Annotated in this window: 21 protein-coding genes and 1 pseudogene; 13 read left to right on the top strand and 9 right to left on the bottom strand. The window is 69.8% G+C overall.

The window, feature by feature from the left end; translation table 11 throughout:
• The first annotated feature begins 143 nt into the window (after positions 1 to 143).
• Both ACFY1H_RS36245 and ACFY1H_RS36240 read left to right on the top strand, forming a co-directional pair.
• On the top strand, positions 144 to 1493 hold the full coding sequence (locus ACFY1H_RS36245; RefSeq protein WP_366588350.1) for a ricin-type beta-trefoil lectin domain protein: 1350 nt from the start codon (positions 144 to 146) through the stop codon (positions 1491 to 1493).
• 167 nt (positions 1494 to 1660) lie between these two features.
• Positions 1661 to 1888, top strand: a complete 228-nt coding sequence (locus ACFY1H_RS36240; protein ID WP_364172339.1) for a hypothetical protein — start codon at positions 1661 to 1663, stop codon at positions 1886 to 1888.
• Here the strand turns inward: ACFY1H_RS36240 and ACFY1H_RS36235 are convergent.
• A complete protein-coding gene (locus tag ACFY1H_RS36235) occupies positions 1854 to 2633 on the bottom strand; it encodes a hypothetical protein (protein WP_386954069.1) in 780 nt (259 codons plus the stop codon). The two genes, ACFY1H_RS36240 and ACFY1H_RS36235, sit on opposite strands and share 35 nt — an antisense overlap.
• 113 nt (positions 2634 to 2746) lie before the next feature.
• Between ACFY1H_RS36235 and ACFY1H_RS36230 the strand changes: the two genes are divergently transcribed.
• The gene (locus ACFY1H_RS36230) at positions 2747 to 3274 is read left to right on the top strand and encodes a molybdenum cofactor biosysynthesis protein (RefSeq protein WP_386954066.1); all 528 of its coding nucleotides are present in this window, start codon (positions 2747 to 2749) and stop codon (positions 3272 to 3274) included.
• Complete coding sequence (locus ACFY1H_RS36225; RefSeq protein ID WP_366588357.1) at positions 3271 to 3699, top strand: cupin domain-containing protein; 429 nt, start codon at positions 3271 to 3273, stop codon at positions 3697 to 3699. Before ACFY1H_RS36230 ends, ACFY1H_RS36225 begins: the two co-directional genes overlap by 4 nt.
• 160 nt (positions 3700 to 3859) lie before the next feature.
• Here the strand turns inward: ACFY1H_RS36225 and ACFY1H_RS36220 are convergent, their stop codons facing one another.
• From ACFY1H_RS36220 to ACFY1H_RS36210, 3 genes are all read right to left on the bottom strand, one after another.
• Positions 3860 to 4087: a hypothetical protein gene (locus ACFY1H_RS36220; RefSeq protein ID WP_285972495.1), complete on the bottom strand. Its 228-nt coding sequence runs from the start codon at positions 4085 to 4087 to the stop codon at positions 3860 to 3862.
• A gap of 163 nt (positions 4088 to 4250) precedes the next feature.
• On the bottom strand, positions 4251 to 5120 hold the full coding sequence (locus ACFY1H_RS36215) for an ion transporter (protein WP_386954062.1): 870 nt from the start codon (positions 5118 to 5120) through the stop codon (positions 4251 to 4253).
• A 78-nt stretch (positions 5121 to 5198) separates the two neighbouring features.
• Positions 5199 to 5729: a DUF4232 domain-containing protein gene (locus tag ACFY1H_RS36210; RefSeq protein ID WP_366588362.1), complete on the bottom strand. Its 531-nt coding sequence runs from the start codon at positions 5727 to 5729 to the stop codon at positions 5199 to 5201.
• Between the two features lie 305 nt (positions 5730 to 6034).
• On the opposite strand from ACFY1H_RS36210, the gene ACFY1H_RS36205 reads away from it, so the two are divergent.
• Positions 6035 to 6289, top strand: coding sequence for a hypothetical protein (locus tag ACFY1H_RS36205; protein ID WP_366588365.1), 255 nt, complete (start codon positions 6035 to 6037; stop codon positions 6287 to 6289).
• Here ACFY1H_RS36205 and ACFY1H_RS36200 read toward each other — a convergent pair.
• Complete coding sequence (locus ACFY1H_RS36200; protein WP_366588367.1) at positions 6286 to 6846, bottom strand: M15 family metallopeptidase; 561 nt, start codon at positions 6844 to 6846, stop codon at positions 6286 to 6288. The genes ACFY1H_RS36205 and ACFY1H_RS36200 overlap by 4 nt on opposite strands.
• A 104-nt stretch (positions 6847 to 6950) precedes the next feature.
• The gene (locus tag ACFY1H_RS36195; protein ID WP_386954059.1) at positions 6951 to 7940 is read right to left on the bottom strand and encodes an ArsR family transcriptional regulator; all 990 of its coding nucleotides are present in this window, start codon (positions 7938 to 7940) and stop codon (positions 6951 to 6953) included.
• A gap of 68 nt (positions 7941 to 8008) precedes the next feature.
• Between ACFY1H_RS36195 and ACFY1H_RS36190 the strand changes: the two genes are divergently transcribed.
• From ACFY1H_RS36190 to ACFY1H_RS36180, 3 genes are all read left to right on the top strand, one after another.
• On the top strand, positions 8009 to 9199 hold the full coding sequence (locus ACFY1H_RS36190; RefSeq protein ID WP_386954056.1) for an MFS transporter: 1191 nt from the start codon (positions 8009 to 8011) through the stop codon (positions 9197 to 9199).
• On the top strand, positions 9196 to 9657 hold the full coding sequence (locus tag ACFY1H_RS36185; protein WP_386954053.1) for a MarR family winged helix-turn-helix transcriptional regulator: 462 nt from the start codon (positions 9196 to 9198) through the stop codon (positions 9655 to 9657). The genes ACFY1H_RS36190 and ACFY1H_RS36185 overlap by 4 nt, the downstream gene beginning before the upstream one ends.
• A gap of 65 nt (positions 9658 to 9722) precedes the next feature.
• Positions 9723 to 10640: a trypsin-like serine peptidase gene (locus tag ACFY1H_RS36180; protein WP_386954050.1), complete on the top strand. Its 918-nt coding sequence runs from the start codon at positions 9723 to 9725 to the stop codon at positions 10638 to 10640.
• Between the two features lie 58 nt (positions 10641 to 10698).
• On the opposite strand, the gene ACFY1H_RS36175 is transcribed toward ACFY1H_RS36180, so the two are convergent.
• The 3 genes from ACFY1H_RS36175 to ACFY1H_RS36165 form a co-directional block, all read right to left on the bottom strand.
• The gene (locus tag ACFY1H_RS36175) at positions 10699 to 11496 is read right to left on the bottom strand and encodes a family 1 encapsulin nanocompartment shell protein (protein ID WP_366588378.1); all 798 of its coding nucleotides are present in this window, start codon (positions 11494 to 11496) and stop codon (positions 10699 to 10701) included.
• On the bottom strand, positions 11493 to 12533 hold the full coding sequence (locus ACFY1H_RS36170; protein WP_386954046.1) for a Dyp-type peroxidase: 1041 nt from the start codon (positions 12531 to 12533) through the stop codon (positions 11493 to 11495). Before ACFY1H_RS36170 ends, ACFY1H_RS36175 begins: the two co-directional genes overlap by 4 nt.
• Positions 12534 to 12659: 126 nt before the next feature.
• Complete coding sequence (locus ACFY1H_RS36165) at positions 12660 to 13283, bottom strand: TetR/AcrR family transcriptional regulator (protein ID WP_386954043.1); 624 nt, start codon at positions 13281 to 13283, stop codon at positions 12660 to 12662.
• A gap of 122 nt (positions 13284 to 13405) precedes the next feature.
• Between ACFY1H_RS36165 and ACFY1H_RS36160 the strand changes: the two are divergent.
• The 5 genes and pseudogenes from ACFY1H_RS36160 (at position 13406) to ACFY1H_RS36140 (ending at position 19667) form a co-directional block, all read left to right on the top strand.
• Positions 13406 to 14215, top strand: a pseudogene (locus tag ACFY1H_RS36160) (SDR family NAD(P)-dependent oxidoreductase).
• Positions 14216 to 14272: 57 nt separating this feature from the next.
• On the top strand, positions 14273 to 15394 hold the full coding sequence (locus ACFY1H_RS36155) for a DUF5938 domain-containing protein (protein WP_386954040.1): 1122 nt from the start codon (positions 14273 to 14275) through the stop codon (positions 15392 to 15394).
• A gap of 16 nt (positions 15395 to 15410) precedes the next feature.
• Positions 15411 to 16940 carry a long-chain fatty acid--CoA ligase gene (locus ACFY1H_RS36150; protein ID WP_386954037.1) on the top strand — a complete coding sequence of 510 codons (1530 nt, stop codon included), beginning with the start codon at positions 15411 to 15413 and terminating at the stop codon, positions 16938 to 16940.
• 257 nt (positions 16941 to 17197) lie between these two features.
• Positions 17198 to 18679: an LCP family protein gene (locus tag ACFY1H_RS36145; RefSeq protein ID WP_366588388.1), complete on the top strand. Its 1482-nt coding sequence runs from the start codon at positions 17198 to 17200 to the stop codon at positions 18677 to 18679.
• 133 nt (positions 18680 to 18812) lie between these two features.
• Positions 18813 to 19667, top strand: a complete 855-nt coding sequence (locus tag ACFY1H_RS36140; protein ID WP_366588390.1) for a class I SAM-dependent methyltransferase — start codon at positions 18813 to 18815, stop codon at positions 19665 to 19667.
• Positions 19668 to 19833: the final 166 nt, after the last annotated feature.

Here is a 19833-nt window from a genome sequence, read left to right as displayed (position 1 = left end):
CACGAAGTGGTTGGCAATTCGGTCCCCCACCGTTTCTCCGGAATTGCCCGCCCGTGCTCGGTCCTGCCGTTTTCGCAGAATTCGGCCGGACGCGGGTAATCGTGCGCGCAATTCTCCCTCCCCGTCCCCCTGGAGTTCACGGAATGCGCATTTCGAAACTCAGAACGCTTGTTGCCGCGGCTCTGCCCGTGCTGGCCGGCGTCGCCATGGCCACCGTCAGTCCGGCCGTGAGCGAGGCCGCCCCGGCGGCCGGCGCGGCTTTCCCCGCCCACTACTCGGCCCCGTACCTGCAGGTCAGCGACGGCGACATCGGTCAGATGGCCGCCGACATGAACGCGACCGGCACGAAGTTCTACACCCTGGCGTTCCTCACGCCCTCCTCCGGCTGCAACCAGCTGTGGGAGGCCAACGGCACGGGCGTGGGCTCGTTCAAGTCGCAGATCAGCTCGCTGCAGGCCGCGGGCGGCAACGTGATCCCGTCGTTCGGCGGCGCCGCCGGCGGTGAGATCGCGCAGACCTGCACGAACACCTCGAGCCTCACGGCGGCCTACGCCAACGTGGTCAACACCTACGGCACGCCCCGCCTGGACTTCGACATCGAAGAAGACACCATCAAGGACACCGCGGCCAACGCGCGCCGCAACTCCGCGCTCGCGGCGCTGCAGCAGCAGAACCCGAGCGTGCAGGTGGACTACACCCTCGCCGTCGACCCGAGCGGCCTCGGCTCCACGCAGATGGACATCCTGCGCGACGCCAAGAACAAGGGCCTCAACGTCAGCGTCGTGAACCTGATGGTGATGGACTTCTACGACGGCCAGCCGGTGCTGGGCGACGCGCTCGCGTCGGCGCGCGCGGCCGCGAGCCAGCTCGCGAGCCTGTACGGCATCTCGACGTCGGCGGCCTACGCCAAGATGGGCCTCACGCCGATCGCCGGCCGCAACGACGACGGCGCGCAGTTCAGCCAGTCGGACGCGCAGCAGCTGGAGACGTTCGCGGCGCAGAACGGCGTGCAGGAGCTGTCGTTCTGGGAGGTCCAGGACTACGACCGGGCGACCGGGTACGCGTACTCGCGGATCTTCAACGCCATCACCGGCGGTGGCGGCACCACTCCGCCGCCGACCGGCGGCAAGCAGATCACGGGCTACGGCGGCAAGTGCGTGGACGTCGCGGGCGCCAACTCCGCCAACGGCACCAAGGTCGACCTCTACACCTGCAACGGCACCAACGCGCAGCAGTGGACCTCCACCGGCGGCACGCTGCAGGCGCTGGGCAAGTGCATGGACGTCGCCTCGGCCGGCACCACCAACGGCGCGAAGGTGCAGCTCTACGACTGCAACGGCACCGCCGCGCAGCAGTGGACGCATTCGGGCAACCAGCTCGTGAACACCGGCTCCGGCAAGTGCCTCGACGCGACCGGGCCCAGCTCGGCCGACGGCACGCAGCTGCAGATCTGGAGCTGCACGGGAGCCGCGAACCAGTCATGGTCGCTCTGAGTCGGTGATTTTCCGTCTGCCTGACACGGCCGGTGGGGAGCGTTTTCCTTGCTCCCCACCGGTTTTTCTTGTTCCGAAGAACTTCTCGTGTTTTGCCGTCATGGCTCGCCGGGCCGGTCGTCGGATCCACGTCGGGGCCAGCCCACGAGCAGAAGCGAGGCAAAACGATGACCGTTCAGTGCCACGACGCAGTCGAAGAGGTCGGCGTCTGGTTGACCGGCGAGTTTTCGGGACGAGTGCCCGCCACGACCGTGGCGGACGTGGTGCGCGCGACGCGGCGGGACCTCGAAGGCCGCATCGCGACGGAGGAGCTCGGCGAGATGCTGCACCGCATGGCTCGCGCGCGGCTGCAGCGGATGCTCAGTGCGGACGGCCGGATTCCGCGTTCCCGCTGACGGGTTTCTCCTCCAGGTCCGGGGTCGGTGTTCCGCCGAAGAGGTCCAGCAGGCGGTTGTGGCGCGCGGTGTAGCGGGCGCCGAACCGCCGGCGCGACCGGTCGAGCTTGCGCCCGCTGTAGCGGCGCCGGGCCCACGCCGAGTCGGGTTTCGCCAGCCGCAGCGCGCCGACCAGCGCGATCAGCGGCACGACGACGCCCAGCACACCCGTGGCGAGCTTGCCCTTGACCAGGCAGATCAGTGCCGTGACCAGGTGCACGGCGATGCCCAGCAGGTACGACCACATCGCCGACTCCCCGCGCGTCTCGCCGATCGGCGACGCTTCGAGCAGCAACAGGACGCCCAGCGAACCGCCGATGAGCACGGCGTCGATCGACTTGCGGCCGTTTTCGGCCCAGTAGACGTCGTCTAGGTAGAACCAGAGCGCGAACTCGTCGAGCACGAGGGCGGCGCCCACCCCGAACAGCGCGGCCAGGACCTCACGCCACGGCGCGTCGGGTGAGAACCGGAACTCGAGCGCGCCGACGACCAGCACGAGCAGGATGCCCCACACCTGGTGGTGCACGTGGACGCCGCCGATGTGGATGTCTCCGAGCATCCCGCGTTTCGCCTTCGGCTTGCGGTGTTTCGCGCGGATCCGGCGCGTGATGCCGCGGACGACGACGAACGTGACGAGGAACCCGACCACCGCCCACATCGCGGCGGTGCGGCCGGTGTCGACGAAAACGCGGTCGTACCAGTTCACGGCAGTCTCCCCCGTGTTTGGTGGCGGAAGACGCTACCACCGTTTGATCCCGGTTGTCCTTTTCCCTGATGCGCTCGGAGGGCGTGTGATCCTGGCGCGGGTAGGGTCGAGGTGTGGAAAGCACGCCGGTGGAGATCGTTTCGCTGCTGACCTCGCCGGTGCACGCGTTCGAGGGGCGCCCGGCCGACGGCCCGCGGCCCGACCCCGGGCCGGTGTCGCGCTCGTGCGTGGAGGTGCGCGCGGGCTTGGGCTTGGTCGGCGACCGCTACTTCAACCACGCCGCGCACCGCGACGCCGCGGTGACGGTGTTCGACGTGGCGGCGCTCGAACCGTTCGGCCCGGTGGACCCGCTGCTGACCCGCCGCAACATCGTGCTGCGCGGCTTCCGCGTCGACGACCTCGCCGCCACGCGCGCCCGTCCGGGAGCCGTGTTCAGCCTCGACAGCGGCGACGGTCCCGTCCGGTTTCAGGCCCGCCGCCCGGCGAACCCGTGCGCCTGGATGAACGTCGCCGTGGCACCCGGCGCCTTCCGCGGCCTGCGCGGCCGCGGCGGCGTGCGCTGCGTCCCGCTGGACGACGGCGTGCTGCGGGTGGGGCCGGCTCGTCTTGTCGTGATGGAACTTGCTGTGGAGGCCCGATGACCGACCAGTGGCACCAACCGCTGCGCCACATCCGCGGCGGCTCGTTGACCGGCGACACCAACCAGACCACCGGGATGCGCCGGCTCGAGGCCATCTCGGGCAAGACGGTGGGCTCGCAGAAGGTCTGGATGGGCGAAACGCACGTCACGCCCCACACCAACTCCGGCGACCACCACCACGGCGAGGCCGAGACCGCCATCTACGTGCAGTCGGGCCACCCGGTGTTCGTCTTCGCGGACGGCCCCTCGGAGATCCGCCTGGAAACCTCACCGGGCGACTACGTGTTCGTCCCGCCCTACGTGCCGCACCGCGAGGAAAACCCCACGGGCGAGGACGCCGTGGTGATCATCGCACGCAGCAGCCAGGAGGGGATCGTCGTGAACCTGCCCAGCCTGTGGGCCGAGGTGGAGATCCCCGGCGACTGATCCGCCGTCGAGATTCCTGCTGATCCCTGGCTGAGGTGGAGATCCCCGACTGCAAGGGCTGTTCCTCTGCCGCGGTCTCCTGTGATCCCCGGCCGAGGTGAAGATCCCCGCTCGCCAGGGCTGTTCCCCTGCCGAGGTCTCCGGTGATCCCCGGCCGAGGTCAGGACCCCGGCAGCACCCGGCTGCTCAACGGCAACGCCTGCCGTTCCGGCGGCCACCACACCTGCGCGGGCGGCGGCGGCACGTCGTCGTCGGGGAGTTCGAGGGCGTCCAGGCCACGCTGCCACCGGCTCCAGTGCGCGGCGCACAGCCCGCGCCACAGCGAGTCCTCCGAGCACTCCTGCCGTCGGCACGGCTGCACCTGCTGCCCGCTATCCACCACGTTCACGTCTCCAACCCGCGACTCGGCTCCCGACGCTTCCCAGCTTGCCTCGGAAACGATCGGAACACCCCGTGTGCGCGCCAACACAACCCTTGTGCAGCAACGACAACGAAGGACTCCAGCGTACTCCCGCCCGTCCGCCCACCGGGCCCGGGCGTGCAGCACTCGTTCAGCGGTTGACGGCACCGTCGCCGCGGGGATGGCTGAGATCGTACTCCCGTGCCGCAGTGCGCTGGGGACGGGTGCGGAGCAGGCCTTCGTCCGGGGAGTCGTCCACCTCGTTCAGACCGAGGGAAACCGCGCGGCGGATCTGTTCGCGGTTTTCCCTCACCACGGCGGAGAAGAAGTCGTCGATGCGGGGGTCCAGGAGGACCTCCAGCAGGACGCGGAAGGACGCGTCGACGGCGGCGCGGACGATCTCGTCGTGGAAGGGGAGGCGGCGGAGGCGGCCGAGCTGGGGGTCGGCGGCGAGTTTTTCCGTGATGATGGCCCGGAGTTCCACCTTGTTCTCGCTGAGGGACTTCGCGAGGTTCTCCGGGTAGTTGCCCGTCTCGAGGACCTTGACGACCTCGTCCAGCACGGCGATCGTCACGGGTTTCTTGATGGCGCGGACGATCGGGTCGGAAAGTTTCTCCACCAGGCGGTAGAAGAACTGCTCGCCGACCGCGCGGTCGGCCGCGCGGCCGATGCGGATGAGGAGCAGCAGGCCGGTGATCACGTGGTGCTGCGCGACGAACGGCGGGTACGCGACCGGGATCATCGCGAAGACCTCGTACCAGTTGCGCGTCCGGAAGGCCATGCGCCAGGCGACCTTGCGCCACCGCCAGAGGAAGTGGAGCAGGAAGATGCCGCAGACGACGCAGTCGACGGTGAAGAACCACGCGTCGAGGTCCGCCGGAGGCGGGGGCCCGAGCAGCAGGTAGCCCAGGCCCCCGACGGAGACGACCGCGAGCAGGAACATCACCCAGTCGTCCACGTGCACGTTGCCGGGGAGGATCCCGCTGTTGAGCTCGGCCTCCCGCCGGCCGGTGGTGGTCATGCCATCTCCAGGAGTCGACGCCGCGTGGCCCGATCATGGCACGTCAGCACCCCTCGGGCCGCGCGACGAGCCCCGGCGTCAGGCGGCGACGACCGGTCCCACCGTGACGTTGTGGGCCTCGGCGGACGCGTCCAGCGGCGACTGGTCCCACGGCAGCGTGATCCGCGGGTCACTGGAGTCGCCGCGTGGAGTCGTGGTGCCGGGGGCCGTGATGGTGACGGCGGTGGGCTGGACCTGGTGTTCGGGCGCCTCGATGCCGCTCCAGTGCAGGAGCATGGTGGCCTGCTGCCCGTTCGCGATCGTCACCAGCGGCGCGTCCGACGAGCCGGCCTCGGGGGTGACGGTGACGCCGTCGGCGCCGGTGAAAGAGACCGGCAGCGCGCCCTGGAAGTTGCAGGACTCGCCGGGCTTCGCGGTGAACACGACGTTCGCGTAGCGCTGCCCGGCACCCGGGTCGCCGGCGACGATCGTGGTGTCGACCTGAGCCGCGGTGCAGCGGAAGTCGGTGGGCATGGCCGAGGCCGTACCCGCACCGAGGAACGCGACGGACGCGGCGGCCGCGCCGGCCAGCGCGGTGACGGCGGCGGCCCGGCGAAGAGTGCTGGTCATGGAGTGGCTCCCTCCCTGTCCGCGAGCGGACGATCCGCCGCGGAGCGCGGCCGCCGGTGATTCATTCACCGGTCTGGCCTGCTCACTCGAAATATGCCCACGCCACGGACGGATTACCGCCCGAAGTGGGATTGACCCCACGAAAGCAACCTTGAGTGATCGCAGGCGTCCACCAGGTAGTGAACGTCGCGGGAGGGCGACTGCGCGCCGAAGACCTGACCGAAGTATTACCCCATGCGTAACCTGTTTGACCGGTGACGAATTCGCGTGCCAAGCTCGGTGTCACGAACCGGAGGAGGAAGCGGATGAGGACCATCGGCAAGGGGGTCGCGGCACTGGCCGTGATCGGCGGATCGCTGGCGTTCGAGGCGGTGCCGGCCACGGCGTCGGCCACCGGCACGGGCTTCACCACCCAGAACGGCCGCGTCGTCACCCCACCAGGACCCGGCTTCGGCACCCCGGAACGCGGCGGCGACCCGGTCGCGTGCTTCCTGATCGACACGTTTCGCCGCCGCACCGGCGAAAACCACACCGGCGAAAACCGCACCCGGGAACGCTAACCCGCCGCATTCGGCAACGGCGCCGGGCACGTGCCACCCGGCGTCGTGAGCAGCTCGAAATGCCACAGCTCGTTGGAATACGCCTGGCAGAGGCCGTAGTCGTCGCCGTGGCGGATGAGCCAGTCGTCGGCGTCGGTCGGGCCGATGTCCACGGCCTTGCCGGAAACGTGCGTCGATTTCTCCGGCGTGTTCACGTATTGACGCGCGCTTTCGAGGCTCCCGTACTTCTGGATCCCCTCTTCGAGCAGCCGCTGCTGGTACGCCTTGCTCCGCCAGCCCGAAGTCACCTTGAACTCGATCCCCCGCCCCCGCGCGTCCGTAGCCGCCTGCTGCACCGCCTTCAGCAGCCGAGGATCCAGCTTCGACACGGCCGGGTAGCTCGTGTCGAACGGCGTGAGCTCCTTGCCCGACGGAATCCCGCCCTGCGCCGGATCGGTGTCGGGGTCGGAAGAGCCCGAGGCGACGCCCGTCGGCCACTCCGCCGCCGCCGTCGAACACCCCGCGACGAGCACCGCGGGCAGCAGCAACAGCACGAACTTGGCACGGATTTCAGGCATTCCCACTCCCGGACGACCCCACGACGATCACCCGCACCACGGTGCGACGCGCGTGTCCCCGGACCGTCAGGCGAATGTCCGCGCCGCGTAACAGCTGCGCAGGATCACGTAACAGCGCGCCGGCCGAGCAGCGCCTCGCCGAGCGGGGTCGTCAGGTACAGCACCGAACGCCCGGACCGTTGCCCCGCGACCAGGCCGTTCTCCCGCAGCACGCGCAGGTGCTGCGACACCGCGCTCGGCGATACCCCGAGCGACGACGCCAGGTCCGTGGTCGTCGCCGGCGACCGCAAGGCCTCCAGCAGCTCGGCCCGCGCCCGGCCCAGCAGGCGGACCAGGGCGTCGCCGGCCGGCGCGGCGCCGACCGTCCACAGTGCACCGACGCCGCGCGCCGGATACCGCACGGTGGTCTGCGTGGCGGTGTTGCGCTTGATCAGCACGTCGGGCGAACCGAGCACGACCGGCATCAGCACCAGGCCACCGGGCCCCCGGTTGACGACCACGTCGCGGCCCGTCCCGGACAGGCGCAACCACCCGGCCGACCAGCTCAGCTCGGGATGCAGATCGGCGAACAGCCGTTCCGCGCCACCGGCGGTCAGCTGCCGCGCCCGGTGGGCGACGTCGGCGTCCAGCACGGCCCGGATCCGCGGCCAGAACGGCGCCACCAGCCGTTCGAACGCCACACGCAGCTCGTCCGCGAGCACCCGCAACCCCGCCGCCGGACGCGCCGCGAGCTCCGCGACGACCGGTGGCGGATCGTCTCCGAAAACGCGCGAGATGCTCGCCCGCACCTGCCGCGCCGTGGTGCGCCGGAGCAGGGCGAGATCGTCGTCGATCGTGCTGGCCGCGTTCGCCGGGGCGGGGACGAGGAAGTTCGGCCAGCCCAGCCCCTTGGCGGTCAGCAAGGCCCAGGCCAGCGGCACGTCGAGCGGCTCGCGCGCGAGCTCGTCGGCGACCCACCGCAACCACGGCTGGTTCAGCGGCGCCCGGGTGCGTCCCATGACCTGCAGCAACGCCGCCACGGTCTCCGACAACGGCGACACGGCGAACCGCGTCGCCGCCAGCTCGGCGACGCCCACCTCGACGAGATCCGCCACGTCACCGAGTATGTAGCACTCGGCTAAATCATGTCGCCACCGGCGGCAAAGCCGCCAGGATCCCGGTCGTGACGAAACTGCCGCCGGGGTACCGGAAGCTGTGGTGGGCCAACGGGATCGACAACGTCGGCAACGGCGCCTTCGTCACGGCCATGCCCCTGGTGGCCGTCAGCGTCACGCGTGATCCGCAGCTGGTTTCGCTCGTGGCCGCCGCCGAGTACGTGCCGTGGTTGCTGCTCACGTTGCCCGCGGGTGCCTGGGCCGACCGGCACGACCGCGTCCGGCTCATGACGCGCGCCCAGCTCGCGCAGGCCGCGGTCGCGGGTGCCGTCGCGCTGCTCGTCGCCGGCCACCAGGCGACGGTCGCGCTGCTGGTCGTCACGGCCGTCGCCCTCGGCGCCGGCGACGTCGTGTTCGGCACGGCTGCACAGGCCTTCCTGCCCGACGTCGTCCCGAAACCGTTGCTGCACAAGGCCAACGGTTCCCTCCAGGTCGTGAAGACGGTGGGCGTCCAGTTCGCCGGTCCGCCGCTGGGCAGCGCGTTGTTCGCCGTCGCGGCCGCGCTCCCGTTCGGGCTCGACGCGGTGTCCTTCGCCGCGTCCGCCGCGCTCGTCGCGAAGCTGCCTCGCCGCACGCACCAAGCCACGCGGAAAGCCCCGATCGTCGAAGGCCTTCGTTGGCTCGCGCACCACCGGCTGCTGCGGACGCTCGCGATCCTCCTGGGCGTCAACACCTTCTGCGGCCAGCTCGCCACGGCGACCCTCGTCCTGCTCGCCACCGAAACCCTCCACGTCAGCCCCGGCGGCTACGGCGTGCTGCTCGCGGCCGCGGCCGTCGGGAGCGTCGCCGGTGGCCTGGTCAACGCCCGGGTCGTCGCGAAAATCGGCCCGCACCGCGCCCTCATCACCAGCCTCGCCGCGAACGCCGCGGTCTTCGGCGCCATCGGCCTCAGCCCGAACGCCGTGGTCCTCGGCGGTTTCCTGGCCCTCAACGGTTTCGTCACCACGCTCTGGAACGTCGTCACCGTCAGCCTGCGCCAGGACCTCGTGCCGGCGCCGCTGCTCGGGCGCGTCACCAGCGTCTACAAACTCCTCGGCTGGGGCCTCATCCCGCTCGGCACGCTGACCGGCGGTTTCCTCGCCGCGACCTTCGGGCTGCGCGCCCCCTACCCCGTCGCCGGCGTGGTGCGCGGCCTCGCATTGCTGGCCGCGTTGCCCGCGCTGACGCGAAACCGGCCCCGGTACGATCGCCCCTCATGACAGAACCGCGCTGGCTCGGCGACGGCGAGCAGCGTGCCTGGCGCGCTTTCCTCGAGATGAGCCGGCGCCTCGACCACGCGCTCACCCGCCACCTGCAGGACGAGTTCGGCCTCTCCGGCGCCGACTACACGATCCTGGTCACCCTGTCGGAAGCCCCGGACGAGCGGATGCGCGCGTACGAGCTCGTCGAGTCCACCGAATGGGAGAAAAGCCGGCTCTCCCACCACCTCAAGCGCATGGAGCGTCGCGGCCTCGTCTGCCGCGAGGCGACGGACAACGCGCGCTCCCCCGAGTTCTGCCTCACGCCCGCGGGGCACCAGGCCATCGTCGACGCCGCCCCCGCCCATGTGGCGCAGGTCCGCAAGCTTTTCTTCGACGTCGTCTCGCCCACCGAAGCCGCCCGCTTCACCGCGACGTGCGAGAAGGTCCTCGACGCCCTCGACGGCACCCCGGGCTAGTACGACCGGGCAATTCACCGGACCGGGTCGGAACCGCCCGCGCCCCCGGCCGTCTCCTGGTCATGATGATCTTGACGATCCGCCGCGCCCTGGTGACCCTCGCGGCCGTGGTGGCCGCGTCCGCCACAGCGACCACCGCCGCCTCGGCCGCCGGTGAGAACGACGTGACCGCCTTCAGCCCCGCCGATCGAGCGGCCGCGCTCGCGTACTGGACGCCCGAGAAGATGAAGGCCGCCGGGGCCGACACGATCGATCGTGTGGAACAGGTGGCGAAGCGCTGGTCCGGGCCGGGGCCGCAGGGCGTCGGACGGCTGTTCTTCACCGAGGTCCCGCCCGGCGAGGCGCCGCAGGACAGCTGGTGCACCGCCACCGCCGTGCCGAGCACGAGCGGCGACGTCCTCGTGACGGCCGGGCACTGCGCGTACGCCGGGCTGAACCGCGAAGACCAGGTGATCCCGATCAAGAACTCCGTGTTCGTGCCCGGCTACGACCAGGGCCGCCGCCCGCACGGAGTGTTCGCGACGCGCGCGCTCGCCTTCCGCCACTCGTACACCACCGGCAGCGAACCCGACGTCGCCATGGTCGTGCTCGACCGGCAGCAGGGGCGGCACGTCGCCCAGGTCGCGGGCACGCAGCGGATTTCCTTCGACCACCAGGGAACCACGCAGGCCGCGATCGTCGGCTACCCCGGTTCGAAGGCGTACTTCGGGGAAGCGCTGATGTGGTGCGACCTGCCCACGCACCAGGACCCGGCCGAGTTCGACCACTGGATGTCCACGTGCGACATGGCCGGCGGTTCCAGCGGCGGCCCGTGGCTCGACGGCTTCAACCGCTGGACCGGCAGCGGCGAGATCTTCTCGGTCACCAGCCGCGGCGAGCTCGACTACGACGAGACCACCGGCGAATCCAAGACCCTCAGCCTCGAAGGCGCCCCGCTCGGCGCGGACGCGAAGAACCTGTACGAAGCGGCCGAAAAGCTCTGAACCAAGCTTTGGAGCAACCGGAGAAGCCGCCCGGACAAGGCGGCTTCCCCGGTCGAACTCAAGCAGTCAGGCCGACCGCGGCTTCGGCCGTGTTGACCAGGAACGTCAGCGTCTCGCGGAAGTACAGCTGCACGCTGTCGGCGTCGTGGCTCGTGTAGCCGATCGACAGGTCCTGCCCGAAGTGCAGCTCGTAGTCGCCGCCGCGGGTCGTGAGCACGCACGCGCCCTCGATCGCCGGCGTCAGGATCAGGTCGCCGTCCACGATCTGCTTCAGGTGCTCCAGCACGGGATAACCGTGGTCGGCCGCCTCGATCGCGGCGGTGTAGGCGGCGTTGCTCAGCAGCACCGAGTACGGCCCCGCGACGCCGGCCGAACGCAGCTTCGCCAGCGCGTCGCCGATCGCCTTCGGGTACGCGCTCGCCTCACCGGGCAGCGCGACCGGGCTCAGCGAGGACGCGGGCCGGATGCCCGCGATGCCGGCGCCGGCGAAGCCGTCGAACACGATGCGGTCCTCGGCGTACGCGATGGCCTGCGCGGCGTCCTTCACCGGCTGCCAGTCCGGGTCCTTCGCGCCCCACTCCACGGAGTCGACGGCCTCGCGCGAGACCGTGAAGGGCACCTTCAGGTCCACGATCCGCTGCGCCGTGCGAAGCCGCGTGGTCACGCCGGCCAGCGGGCTCTCGACACCCTCGACGTGCCCGGTGCCCACGGCCGAGAGCGTCGCGTCGTCGGCCACGACCACGTCGACCACCTTGCGCGCCGACGCGAACTCGGCGAACGTGCGCCGGGCCTCGTCCTCGAGGTCCGACCAGGCGACGTCGGAGATCGGGGCGAGTTCGCGATGCAGGTTGTTCATGACCGGGGACTCCTTCGCAGGCTGCCGATGCCCAGCGAGGTACCGGGCTTGAGTGACGGGGGCTGGGGCTCGGGCTCGTCCGACGCTTCGCTCGCGACGGTCGGGTCTTCCAGAAACTCCGCCACGGGCACGTAGAACAACGCACCCGTCAGCGGCGTCGAAAAGTCGAGGATGCGGTCGGTGTTGCCCGGCGGCGAGCCGACGAACATGTTCTCCAGCATCGTCTCGATGATCGACGGCGTCTTGGCGTAGCCGATGAAGTACGTGCCGAACTCGCCGTACGCGGGGCGCCCGAAGGGCATGTTGTCGCGCAGGATCTCGAGCTCGTTGCCGTCTTCGTCTTCGATCACGTTGAGCGCGATGTGCGAGTCGGCGGGCTTCTCGTCGTCCGAGAGCTCCACATCGGACAGTTTGCGCCGGCCGATCACCAGCTCCTGCTGCTCGGTGGTGAGCTTGTTCCACGCCGCCATGTCGTGCAGGTATTTCTGCACGACCACGTAGCTGCCGCCGTTGAACGCCTCGTCGTCGTCGACCAGCACGGCCTCGACGGCGCCGCGGCCGGTCGGGTTCTCGGTGCCGTCGACGAACCCGAGCACGTCACGCGCGTCGAAGTAGCGGAAGCCCTGCACCTCGTCGACGACCGTGACCACGCCCTCGAGCCGCGCCATGATCAGCGACTCGAGCTCGAAGCACAGGTCCATGCGCTCGGCCCGCAGGTGGAACAGCAGGTCGGCCTTCGTCGCCACGCTCGTGTGCTTGTCGCCCGCGAACACGGGCAGATCGTGCAGCTCGGCCGGCTTCGGCGAGCCGTAGATCCGGTCCCACGCCGACGAGCTGATGCCGGCCACGCACGTGAGCCCGCCATCCAGCGACCGGAACCCGACGGAACGCTGCAGCCCGGCCAGATCGGCCAGCAGATCCCTCGCCGCGGACTCCCCGCCGGGGTTCACGCGGACGACGAGGAAGATCGCCGCGCGCGTGAGCGGGCCGACCACTTCCTGGGGCTCCGGAGGCAACTCAGCCGAGGACGCCGTCACCGAGCGCCCCCTGCGCAGCGCGCTTTCTCGACCACTGGCCCTCCTGCCTGCCGACCGAACGTCGGAATCCTAACCTGATGCTGTGGAATCGCCCGGCACACTCACACGGCCGGGCAGCACACGACGTCAGGCCGTGCAGAACAGTTGCTTGACCACCCGCGGCACGGCTTCGCCCAGCTCGGCGGCCGCCGTCTCCCGCCCGGCCAGGTGCCGGAGCAGGAACTGCTGGAAGAGGCCGTCGAACGTGGCATACGCGACCGCCTCGGACACCTGCGGCACGGCGCCGGCCAGATCGGCGTAGCGCTCGACGACGCGCCAGATCATGGCCTGCCTGCGGTCGTCGATCTCCAGCACGTCGGCGCGGAAGGACTCCTCGAACAGGCTCTGGTTGCGCAGGTCGTACCAGAGGCGGTGCATCACGGCGTCGGTGCGCAGCGTGGCCGCCATGGCCGCGCCGAAGCCGCGTTCGAGCTCCTCGGCGGTGTTCGCCTCAGCCACGACGTCGTCGTAGCGCGTCACGCAGACCTCTTCGAACTTGCGCACCGCGTAGGTGAGCAGCTCGACCTTGTCGGCGAAGTAGTAGTGCAGCACGCCGTGGGAGAAATCGGACTTCTGGGCGATCTCGCGCAGGCTCGTGCGGGCGTAGCCCAGCTCGGCGAGCGCCTGCAGCGCGGATTCCGCCAGCTGCTCGCGCCGCTGGGCGAACTTGTCCACGCCCCGGCGCGAGATGCGCTCCTTTGCCTGCGTCACGCCGGGAGTCTAGCGCGGCCCGGCTCTCGGCGCGGAAATCTCTTGACGACTGTCCAAGAAAATCTTGACGACTGTCCAGAGTTGGCTACGGTGTGACCTACGCCGCATGTCTCAAGGAGGAGATGTCGATGGTTTCGTACGACCTCAGCGGGCGAACCGCGCTGGTGACGGGTGGGGCACAGGGCCTGGGGGCCGGGATGGCCGGGGCGCTCGCGAAGGCCGGGGCCACCGTGGTCATCGCCGACGTGCAGGAGGAACTGGGCCGCGCGACGGCCGACTCCATCAAGCAGACCGGCGCCACGGCCGGGTTCGTCCGCCTGGACGTGACCGACGACGCGGGCTGGTAGCAGGCCGTGAGCGCGGTCGTCGGCGAATACGGCGGCCTCGACGTGCTGGTGAACAACGCCGGCGTGGAGATCACCGGCCTCGTCGCCGACCTCGACCCCGCCCACGTGCGCAAGATGCTCGAGGTCAACGTGCTGGGCACCGCGCTCGGCGTGAAGCACGCGTTCCGCGCGATGCGTCCCGGCGGCGCGGCCGGCAACGGCGGGGCGGTCGTGAACATCTCCTCGGTGGCCGCCACCATCGCGTTCCCCGGGATCGCGGGCTACTCCGCCACGAAGTCGGCCGTCGACCGGCTCACGCGGGTGGCCGCGATGGAGGCCGGGAAGCTCGGTTACGGCGTGCGCGTGAACTGCGTGTACCCGGGCCTCGTGCCCACGCAGATGGGCAACCAGCTGGCCAACGACGTCGTCGACGTGGGGTTGTTCCCGAGCGTCGAGGAAGCGATCGGCGCCGTGGTCTCGCAGACGCCCGCGGGACGGCTCGGCGAGGTGGCCGACATGGCCGACGCCGTGGTGTTCCTCGCCTCCGACGCCGCCCGCTTCATCACCGGCGCGGGGCTGCCGGTCGACGGCGGCATGGGCATGTGACCGGAAATCCGAGCCGACCCCACTGACTTCAGCGACCTCTGCGAAAGGACAACCGTCGTGAGCAAGCCCGTCGTCGTCTACGGCGCTTCCGGCTACACCGGACGCCTGATCTGCGAATACCTGCGCGAGTACAACGTGCCCTTCGTCGCCGCGGGGCGCGACAAGGCGCGGCTTCAGGAGTCGCTCGACCACATCCCCGGCCTCGACACCGTCGACCACGAGGTGGTGGAGGTGGCCCACGAGGTCGGCCCGCTCACCGAGCTGTTCGCGGGCGCGTCGGTGGTGTGCAACACCGTCGGCCCGTTCAGCGAGTACGGCCACGAGGTCGTGCAGGCCTGTCTCGCGTCGGGGGCGCACTACCTCGACACGACCGGTGAGCAGGACTGGCTGATCTCGGCCGAGGAACGCTACGGCGCCGACATGGCGGCCCAAGGGCTGCTGCTGTCGCCGGGCATCGCGCAGATGTACACGACCGGCGAGATCGCCGCGAACATCTGCCTGGAGACGCCGGGCCCGGACACCCTCGACATCCTGGTGTTCTGGAAGGGCTACCCGACCGTCGCGTCGACCCGCACGATCCTCGTCAACGCGGCGCTCTCGTCGGCGTACTACCTGGAGCAGAACGAGTACCAGGAGTGGCCGGCCGACGGTGGGCTGCACGACGTCGTCGTGCCCGGTCACCACGAAACCGGCCTCGCGCTGCCGTGGGGCGGGACCTCGCACCCGGTGTGGTTCAAGCGCGACCCGCGCGTGGCCAACGTGAAGGCCATCGGCGGCGTGTTCGACCGCGCGCTGATGCAGGGCGTGCCGATGATCGTGGCCGCCGTGCTGGAGCAGGTGAAGGACCTGCCGGAGGCGGAGAAGCTGAAGGTGCTGCACGAGCAGGCCGCCGCCGTGCGCGACGAGATGCCGCCGCGGGAGAACCAGCGGCTGAACACGTCGCTGGACTCGGTGCACGCGTCCGGTCCGCTGGGCCGCGCCCACTGCGTGATCCACGGGACCTGCAACTACAAGCAGACGGGCCTGTTGCAGGCGTATGCCGCGTACTCGCTGTTGCAGCAGCCGCCGCGGCGCGCCGGGTTCGCGTCGGCGTGCCAGGCGTTCGGGCACCGGGAGCTGCTCGGGGTGCTGCGGTCGTTCGGGCTCGTGTCCAACCCCATGCTGACCGTGCACGCGTGAGCCGGGGAGACGAGCGGTGCGGTTGATCGACTACCTCGACAAGGGCGCCTCGCTGGGCGTTTCGGCGCCGTGCTTGACGAAGAACGGCGTCTCACTGAGCTACGGCGAGGTCCAGGAACTGTCCTGGCGGGTCGCGCGGGCGCTGGCGCGCTCGGGCGTGCGGCCGGGCGACAAGGTCGCGATCCTCTCGGGGAACGATCCGGTTTCGTTCGGTTGCGTCTTCGGCATCAGCCGCGCAGGGGCGGTCTGGTGCCCGGTCAACCCGCGCAACGAGGCGGCCGAGAACAGGGAGCTGCTGGACCTGTTCGACTGCACGTGCTTGCTGGTGCAGTCTTCGTTCGCACCGCTCGTCTCCCGCATCCTGCCGGACCTGCCGGCCGTGAAAACGGTGGTGTGCCTCGACGGGTCGATTGCCGGCGCGGTGTCGTTGCCGGAATGGCTCGACGGGCTCGAGGCAACCCCGTTCGACGTGCCGCCGCCCGACGACGTGGCCATGCTCGTCGGCACGGGCGGCACCACCGGCCGGCCGAAGGGCGTGGTGCTGACCGGGCACAACGTCGAGACGATGTCGGCGTTGACGCTCATGAGCTACCCGTTCTCGCCGCGGCCCCGGTACCTCGCGCTGGCGCCGCTGACGCACGCGGCGGGCGTGCTGTGCTTCCCGGTGCTGACGCTGGGCGGCGAGATCGTCGTGATGCCGAAACCCGACCTGGGCGAGTTCCTGGCCCTGGTGCAACGCCATCGCATCACGCACACGTTCCTGCCGCCGACGTTGATCTACTTGCTCCTGGACCACCCCGATCTGTCCACAACGGACTTCGGTTCGCTGGAATGCCTGTGGTACGGCGCGGCTCCGATGTCGGCGGCGCGGCTCGAAGAGGCGATCACGCGCATCGGCCCGGTCCTGGGCCAGCTCTTCGGCCAGAGCGAGGCACCCATGATGATCTCGACCCTGGCGCCGGCCGAGCACTTCCACGCCGACGGTTCCCTCGCCCGCGAACGCTTCACCTCGGCGGGCCGGCCCACGCCGCTCACGCGCGTGGCCATCATGTCCGACAACGGATCCCTGCTGCCGCCCGGCGCGCGCGGCGAGATCGTGGTGCGCGGGCCGCTCGTGATGCCGGGCTACTACAAGAACCCCGCCGCGACCGAGGACGTCAGCCGCTACGGCTGGCACCACACCGGCGACATCGGCTACCTCGACGACGAGGGGTACCTCCACATCGTCGACCGCGCCAAGGACATGATCATCACGGGCGGGTTCAACGTGTACTCCGCGGAGGTCGAGCAGGCCCTGATGACACACCCGGCCGTGCAGGACTGCGCCGTGGTGGGCCTGCCGCACGAGAAGTGGGGCGAACAGGTCACCGCGGTCGTCCAGCTCCACAGTGGACGGTCGGTGTCCGAGGACGAACTGCGCGCCGTCGTGAAGGAGCTCCTCGGCAGCGTCAAAACCCCGAAGGTCGTGCAGATCTGGCCCGACCTTCCGCGGTCGAAGGTGGGCAAAGTGCTGAAGACGGACGTCAAGGCCCAGTTGCTCCGCTGAGCGGAACCCTTCGGACAATCGCCGCCGCGCCGGACCCAGCGTCCCCGCGGCGGCGATTTCGCGTGTCCGCGTGAGCACTCTGCGCCAACCCCGAATAATCACCGGTACAGACCTTTGTCCGGTCTTGTCCACTGCCGTTACGACATCGAAAACGCCCCCCGGCCGAAGCCGGAAACGGGGCCGCTACCGTTGGCATTTCGAGCACCGGATGGCGTCGGGCCCCGGTATGCCGGAGAACCTGCAGAAGAGGAGCCCTGATGCGTCGCACCAAGGCCTCCGGTCCGCTGCGCGCGGCCCAAGTCGTGGTCGTGATCGTGTCCCTGCTCGTGCTGGGCGGCACCGGTTACGCGTATTCGACCCTGCAGTCGCTCACCGACGGCCTGACCAGGGCCGATGTGATCACCGGCACAGACCAGCCGCCGCTGGGCGAGCAGAACATCCTCATGGTCGGCCTCGACACGCGCACCGACGCGCAGGGCAATCCGCTGCCCGCCGACGTGCTCTCACAGCTGCACGCGGGCGGCGCCGACGACGGTGGCGACACGACCGACACCATGATCGTCATCCACATCCCCGCGGGTGGCGGCCAGGCGACCGCGATCTCCATCCCGCGTGACTCCTACGTGAAGATCGCCGGCGACTACGGCAAGCACAAGATCAACTCCGCGTACACCTACGGGCTCGTCGCGGAGAAGAACAAGCTGGTCGCGCAGGGTGTCTCCGGGGCACAGCTGGAGACGGACTCCGCACAGGCCGGCGCCAAGACGGCGATCGACACCGTGCAGCAGTTCACCGGCCTCACCATCACGCACTACGCGGCGGTGAACCTCGCGGGCTTCTACTACCTGAGCGAGGCCGTCGGCGGCGTGCCGGTGTGCCTGAGCAAGGCCGTGCACGACTCGTACTCGGGTGCGAACTTCGCGGCCGGCCCGCAGAGCGTCGGCGGGGCGAAGGCGCTGCAGTTCGTGCGCCAGCGGCACGGGCTGCCCAACGGCGACCTCGACCGCATCAAGCGCCAGCAGGTGTTCATGGCGAGCATGGCCAAGACGATCCTGTCGGCCGGCACGCTCGCCGACCCGGGCAAGCTGGACAACCTGATCACGGCCGTGAAGAAGGCCGTGGTGGTCGACTCCGGCTGGGACATCGTCGGCTTCGCGCAGCAGCTGCACGGCATGAGTGCGGGCGCGCTGAAGTTCGTCACCGTGCCGGTCGTGAACATCTCGCTCAAGACGCCGTCGGACGGCGACGCGGTGGAGGTGGACCCGCAGCAGGTGCAGCAGTTCGTGCGCCAGCAGCTGGGCACGCCGGCGACCCCTTCGTCGAACGCGCCCGCCGCGCCGGGTGACTCGAGCCTGAGCCAGTACACCGTGGACGTGCGCAACGCGTCGGACACCAGCGGCCTGGCCGCGAGCGTGGCCGACAAGCTCACCGCCGCCGGGTACACCAAGGGCACGGTGGCCAACGCGACCACGCGAAAGATGTCGATCGTCTTCTACGGCCACAGCCAGAAGACCGAGGCGACGCAGATCGCGAAGACGCTCGGCGGCATCGCCGTGAGCCCCGACTCCTCGCTGGACAAGGACCACTTCCGCGTGTTCCTGGGCAAGGACTACGAGGACTCCAGCGGCTCGTCGAGCACCGGTGGCGCGCCGCAGGTGCACCCGGCGGCGTACGTGAGCCCCGCGCCCGCGCAGACCCCGCCGCCGATCACCGGCGACGGCGTCCCCTGCGTGAACTGAGTCCCTTTCGTCCCGTAAATCGTTTTTGGGCATTCTGGGAATTCGTTTTGATTTCGGGCACTTCGGTAACGCTCACCGGGCGGTTTCGGACTGAGCGAGTGAACCGAAACGACGGCGAAAAGGGTTTCCCGCCATGTCCGAGAGACAGAAACCGGCCAACTTCCGGAACCTGCTGAACCACGTTTCCGTGGCCAACGCGAAACGGGTGGCCGCGAGTGCCGAAGAGCTCGCACAGCGTGTGCTCGCGACCGTCGGCGCCCGCCAGCCGGAGTCGCGGATCTCCGCCGACTCGCAGACGTATTGGCGCCGGCCGAGCGGGGATCGCTGGCAGGCCAACGCACATTGGCGCGACGCGTCCGTGTTCCAGGGCAGCGACCTGTGGTCGCGCCTCGGCCGCGAGCACCTCGACCTGTTCGACGCGGGCGCCCGGATGGCGGGCTTCACCGGCCCGTGGCACCGCGTTCTGGAATGGGGCTGCGGTGGTGGCGCGAACGCGATCCACTTCGCTCCCCGCGCGGAAGAATTCATCGGCGTCGACATCGCGGCGGAAACGTTGCAGGAATGCGAACGCCAAGTGAAAGCCGCTTGTGACACGCCGTTTTTGCCGGTCGCGATCGACGTCGCGAATCCCGAAGAAGCACTCGATGCCGTCGGCGGATCGGTCGACGTCTTCTTCTCCTGCTACGTCTTCGAGCTCATCCCCACCCCAGAGTACGGCGAACGCCTGCTGCGCATCGCCCGGCAGCTGCTGGCTCCCGACGGCCTGGCGATGATCCAGATCAAGTACGACCCCGGTTCGTGGCGCACCGGGCCCCGGCGCCGCGCCTACCGCACGGGGCTGGCCGAGATGACCACGTACGGCATCGACGCGTTCTGGCAGACCGCCACCCGCTGCGGCCTGCAGCCGCTCGCCGTCCACCTCGTCCCGAAGAACGAGCTGGACGAGCGCTACGCGTACTTCTTCCTGCGCAACGGAAGCCCTTCCTGATCCCGTTTGCGAGGTTCAGCCGCGTCAGAGAATCTCGGGGTACGTGTTACTGCTGTTGCCCATTGACCGTTTCCGTACCAGGAGTGATCGAAGCAGCACAACGCGTTCATGATCACCATCACAAGCCACTGCTCGGCCGACCACGATCAGTAAACTTAGGGTACGC

This window comes from Amycolatopsis sp. NPDC001319 (assembly GCF_042896185.1).
Taxonomy (GTDB): domain Bacteria; phylum Actinomycetota; class Actinomycetes; order Mycobacteriales; family Pseudonocardiaceae; genus Amycolatopsis.
This window is presented reverse-complemented; position numbering and strand designations above follow the sequence as displayed.